Source organism: Enterocloster aldenensis (assembly GCF_003434055.1).
In the GTDB taxonomy this organism is placed as follows: domain Bacteria; phylum Bacillota; class Clostridia; order Lachnospirales; family Lachnospiraceae; genus Enterocloster; species Enterocloster aldenensis.
In genome coordinates this window covers 1-5343 of record NZ_QVEX01000037.1, presented here as the reverse complement: position 1 = coordinate 5343, position 5343 = coordinate 1, and the positions used below count along the sequence as shown (strand labels likewise).

The 5343-nt window shown below is 45.0% G+C and carries 4 protein-coding genes and 1 pseudogene; 3 read left to right on the top strand and 2 right to left on the bottom strand.

Features of this window, described 5'->3' with window-relative positions:
• Positions 1 to 225: 225 nt before the first annotated feature.
• Together istA and DWX59_RS28295 are read left to right on the top strand one after the other, a co-directional pair.
• Positions 226 to 1660 (top strand): annotated as a pseudogene (gene istA / locus DWX59_RS28300) (IS21 family transposase).
• A 6-nt stretch (positions 1661 to 1666) separates the two neighbouring features.
• Positions 1667 to 2443: an ATP-binding protein gene (locus DWX59_RS28295; RefSeq protein WP_117563473.1), complete on the top strand. Its 777-nt coding sequence runs from the start codon at positions 1667 to 1669 to the stop codon at positions 2441 to 2443.
• A 342-nt stretch (positions 2444 to 2785) separates the two neighbouring features.
• Here the strand turns inward: DWX59_RS28295 and DWX59_RS29550 are convergent, their stop codons facing one another.
• A complete protein-coding gene (locus DWX59_RS29550; protein WP_235845211.1) occupies positions 2786 to 3133 on the bottom strand; it encodes a transposase in 348 nt (115 codons plus the stop codon).
• A gap of 422 nt (positions 3134 to 3555) precedes the next feature.
• On the bottom strand, positions 3556 to 4416 hold the full coding sequence (locus DWX59_RS28280) for a transposase (protein WP_117563474.1): 861 nt from the start codon (positions 4414 to 4416) through the stop codon (positions 3556 to 3558).
• A gap of 199 nt (positions 4417 to 4615) precedes the next feature.
• Between DWX59_RS28280 and DWX59_RS28275 the strand changes: the two genes are divergently transcribed.
• A partial coding sequence (locus tag DWX59_RS28275; RefSeq protein WP_117563472.1) for an ISL3 family transposase occupies positions 4616 to 5343 on the top strand: 728 nt, incomplete at its 3' end.

Here is a 5343-nt window from a genome sequence, read left to right as displayed (position 1 = left end):
AACAAGATAAAGGTATTAAAACGGAGCAGCTACGGAATCCGTGAGTATTCCGGATGATTTTACACCCCCATTCCGGAGATTGGAAACCGCTGTTCCGGATTGATGGAAACCATTATTCCGTTCTGGCGGAAACCGCTATTCCCGAAATGGAAACCGCTACTGCGAATCCTTTATAATGTATTCATGCGTCTATGGCGTAAATACATTTGAAGGAGGTCATCTTTTATGACTAAGTACCGAGAGATTATCAGACTTGCCAGTCTGAATCTCAGCCAAACCAATATCGCGCTCAGCTGCGGTGTCTCAAAGAAAACTGTCAATAAGGTTCTAAAGGCTGCCCGGGAGCAAAATATCTCATGGCCACTTGATGCAGATCAGACTGACCCTGTAATTGAGCAGTTGCTGTTTCCAAAGCCGAACGGTAAGCAGGCTCATACCAACAAACGTATGCCGGATTATGCCCACATCCGCAAGGAACTGCTCCGCAATGGAGTTAATAAAAAACTTCTGTGGACAGAATACCTTGAAGAATGCCGCCTTGCCGGCGACGAACCGCTGATGTATTCACAGTTTTGTTATTATATCCAACAAGACGAACTAAAACGGCGGGCAACCATGCACATCAACCGGAAACCTGCAGAACAGGTAGAGGTTGATTGGGCAGGGAATCCTGCCTGCATCACTGATCCTGATACCGGAGAGATCATCAATGCTTATCTTTTCGTCGGTGTTATGACTTACAGCCAGTATCCTTATGTTGAAGCGTTCATCGACGAAAAGCAGCCTTCCTGGATTGCAGCCCATGTACATATGTATGAATACTTCGGCGGGGTTGCCAAGATTCTGGTGCCTGATAACTGCCGTACAGCGGTTGACCATAACAAAGGCTGGAAAGACCAGCGGATCAATACTGTTTATCAGGAAATGGCTGAACACTATGGCACTGCCATCATCCCCGCCCGTGTCCGGGCTCCTAAGGACAAGCCAAATGCCGAGGGCTGTGTAGGAAATATTTCTACATGGATCACCGCAGCCCTACGCAATGAACAGTTCTTCTCTTTGGGTGAATTAAATCAGGCTATACGAAAAAAGCTGGAAACATTCAGCCACCGTTCAGTTTAATTATCACATATCTTGCGCCGGAATGCTATACTCAGTTCCGCATGAATATATAAAGCGCAAAGTCGATGTGCGGGTTACAGATAAGACCATTGAGATTTTTTACAATAACAACCGTATCGCATCCCATCGCCGGCTTTATGGGCGAAAGGGACAATACAGCACAATTACCGAGCATATGCCGGTTTCCCACCAACAATATCTCGAATGGAATGGAGATCGTTTCCGCAAATGGGCGGAACGTATCGGTAATAGTACCTACCAAGTAATAGATAACATCCTTACCTCCAAACGTGTGGAGCAACAGTCATACAGAAGCTGTATGGGGCTTTTAAAGCTTGCAGACAAGTACTCTGTTGACCGCCTTGAGGCAGCCTGCAAAAAGACTCTTTCCTTTACGGCAGCACCCAGTTATAAAAGCATCAAGAACATCCTTGATACTGGAAATGACAGGGGAGATCCAGCCAATAAGGAGCAACCGTCCACACCCGCAACTAACAACCATGCGCTCACAAGAGGCGCTGATTACTATCGGAGGTAAGGAATTATGACTACACAAAGTACAATGGATAAACTGATTGAAATGCGGCTGACAGCAATGTCTGACGCTTTCCGTACCCAACTGGATGACCCCAAAATGAAAGAAGTTGCTTTCGAGGACCGTTTTGCGATGCTGGTTGATATTGAGTACAGCAACAGGAAAAGCAACAGCCTGAAACGTCTGATCCGAAATGCCGGATTTGACCAGCCTGAAGCCCACATTTCTGATATCAACTATTCATCCGGGCGCAAATTCAACCGCACTCTGATTGAAAGACTGGCTACCTGTGAGTACATTACAGAACATCGAAATCTTTTCATCACCGGAGCCACCGGAAGCGGAAAGACATATATGGCCTGCGCATTTGGCATGGAAGCATGCAAGCAGCGTTTTAAAACCAGATATGTCCGTCTTCCTGACCTACTTCTTGACCTGGAAATGGCACGTAATGACGGCACTTATAAAAAGGTACAAGCCAAGTATGCCAATCCTGTACTTCTGATCATTGATGAATGGCTCCTTCTCAGGCCGACAGAGTCTGAACAGCATGATATTTTGGAACTTCTTCATCGAAGACGCAGGAACTCATCCACGATCTTCTGCTCGCAGTACGATCAGAGTGGATGGTACGACCAGCTTGGAGGCGATGACAGTCCTCTTGCGGAGGCAATCCTCGACCGCATTAAACATGATGCCTATAAGATTAATATCATTCCAACAGATCCAGTAAACTATCGGTCTATGCGGGAGGTATATGGATTGGATCCGGCATTAAGCGAGTAAACTCGCACTCAGTAAGTACTTAATAGCGGTACCCTGTTCCGGATTAACGGTTTCCATTTACCGGACTGGGGGTTTCCAGTTTTCCGGAACAGCGGTTTCACCGCACCGGTATATCCAATCCGGAATTTCAAACGGTTCCGGACGCGGATACTCCACTGTACATCATAGGATAAAATGGTCGGTAATGCGGAGGCTTATTTGGCATGCCCAAAATCAGTAAAACCTGGAACCAAACATAAAAAGAGCCCTTTTCATAGAATTGGGGCGGGATTTTAACAAATCCCACCCCAACTATTGACAAAGAGCCTTTTTTCACAGACCCATTTTTCCGTTATCTTAACCTCAGGAATACATTAGTTTCGCTTCCAGCAAAGCTTTGTTACAACGTCCATACATAGTTCGCTTTACCATTTTTAATTTACTGTTTGTTCCTTCAACAAATCCATTCGATAATGGACTGGCTACGGAGTTTTCTATAGCAGATAGGTCTTTCTCTATGCCTTTTGCAAAACGAGCAATCTCTTTTAAGTTTGAGTTTTTGTATCTCTCAATAAAGAGATAGAGTAACGACATATTTTTACGCTGGTATATTTCGCGGAATTCACGGACGCAGGCAAGCATTTCTTTTAGTTGGGGTAGTGCTCCATCAAATATGCTTTGTGAGCTGTCGTAATCTCCGTGTCCATCCACAGGAAACGGAATACCCCGCTCCTCGACAGATGATCATACTTTTGAAGTTCCCTTTTCTTCCGGATGGATTCTGTGGAAGTGCTTTTATACACCGCTATATCTATATGCAGACGTTCTATGATTTTATTCATGTAGTCATATGCCGCTGCCTGCCTTGGTAGCCTTTTTTTAGCAGACCACGGTAGACATCCTTTCTGCTGATGCCGACAGAAAGTTCACTGATGATATGATTATAAAATTGCTCCATTCCGCTACGGAGATTCTTACGGCACAGGGATTCATAATCCCCATTTAGATACTTTGTGACCGTATTTCTTCCGCAACGCACTATTTGGGCGATGGCCCGTTTACTGTATCCGGCCGCATCGTATTCATGGATTGCATTGTATAACTGTACACTTTTTTCATTGTATTCCGCAAAGTTATCCACGCAGCATGGGATTTTTTTTACCCTCATTGGTTCCCTGGAATCCTGTCTCCTGGCCGGATTTATCATAATCTTTGGGAATTTTAATATCCACTGGCACAATGGAGTTTACTGTGTTTTTGATTGCTTCCAGCAGGTTCTGGTGTAGATGGAACCTGTCAGCTATCTGCATGGCATCTGGAAGTATTTCCTGTATTGCCGATGCATAGGCGCTGGCACGGTCACGTGTTACAGTTCTCACATGCTTGTTTCTGGCAAGCCATTCCTTCAAGGCACTTCCATCCTGTCCATCAAGTATGGCAACTGGTTTATGGGTAGCCCCATCAACGATAATGGTCCCGTAAGTATGCCGTTTTTTGAAAGCAAAATCATCAACACCGATAACACTGCTGCATTTATTTTCTTCCTGCAGTTTATACTGCTTTGTGAGCAGGCGGACGACACTGTCACCACTGGTCTTGAGATTCATTGTTTTGCAGATACGGTAACATCCTTCACAGCTAGTTTCCAATGCTAATGTACAGATAAAATCCGCACAACGGTCAGTCATCCTGCTGTAGTAGTTCAGAAATCCATTGATAGTCCCGGCAAAAGTCGTAACATCACAATCAGGATTATCACATTGGTATTCATAGGTATTTACCAAAAGCCAGGTGGATTTCCCAAGGATTGGGAGATCCTGGACCTTTCTTTCGTAAGTTCCATGCGGATGTTCAGAAATGGTCCCACATTTTGGACAAGTACAGCTTTTAGAGCGGGCAGACATTTTAATGCGGATTTCTGTATCCGTCTGATAAATATTTGCGACTTCTAATTCTGTTGGATAAAATCTTTGTAGCTCTACTTTTGTTTCCATCCGCATAAAGCTCCTCCAGCAAATATATATGGTTGTATTATACTACGCGAAAATAATTATGGTTCTATACTGAATGTTGGGGTGTGCTGAAAAGCACACTTCCAACATTCTTTTCGTTGTAATAAAATACATCTATAAGAAGCCTCCTAAACGCATTATCCCGACCAAAGTTTAATGTTATGGAGGTGACCCCTTATAGATGTACCCTAATTATACCAAGGCTTTCCTTAACTTGGAAGGTGTTTCTATTAATAAAGTGGTTCAGGCAGACTCTTTCATTAAAATTTCCATCCAGTCCCAACCGGTAGAACAGACTTGTCCCTGCTGTGGGGCTAAAACAAAACGGATTCATGATTACCGTTTACAAGAAGTCCAGGACATTCCCTTACTAGGAAAACAAGTAATCCTGCTTCTTCGCAAACGCCGCTACCTCTGCCCATACTGCCGCAAACGGTTCACGGAACCCTATTCGTTCCTCCCCAGCTACCACCGCAGGACCCGCAGGCTGGCATTTTACATTGTCTCCCTGCTCCGGCAGACCTTTTCCTTAAAACAGATCGCAGAGCTTACCGGTGTTTCCGTCCAGACGGTCTGCCGCCTTCTGGACACGATTAGCTATCCTCCGCCTGACCAGCTTCCACAAGCGCTTTCCATTGACGAATTCAAAGGCAATGCTTCTACCGGTAAATATCAGTGCATTCTGGTTGATCCGAAAAAGCGTCGGATCCTCGACATTCTCCCGGATCGGACCCAAAGCCATCTGGCTGATTATTGGCGGAACATTCCCAGGAAAGAACGCCTGAAGGTAAAGTTCTTCGTCTGCGATATGTGGCGCCCCTACACCGAACTTGCACAGACCTTCTTTCCAAACGCTACAATCATCGTGGATAAATATCATTTCATCCGGCAGGTGACATGGGCGATTGA

Coding starts and splice junctions, on each gene's coding strand:
- DWX59_RS28295 (WP_117563473.1), top strand. CDS start 1,667: ATGACTACACAAAGTACAATGGATAAACTGATTGAAATGCGGCTGACA.
- DWX59_RS28280 (WP_117563474.1), bottom strand. CDS start 4,416: ATGGAAACAAAAGTAGAGCTACAAAGATTTTATCCAACAGAATTAGAA.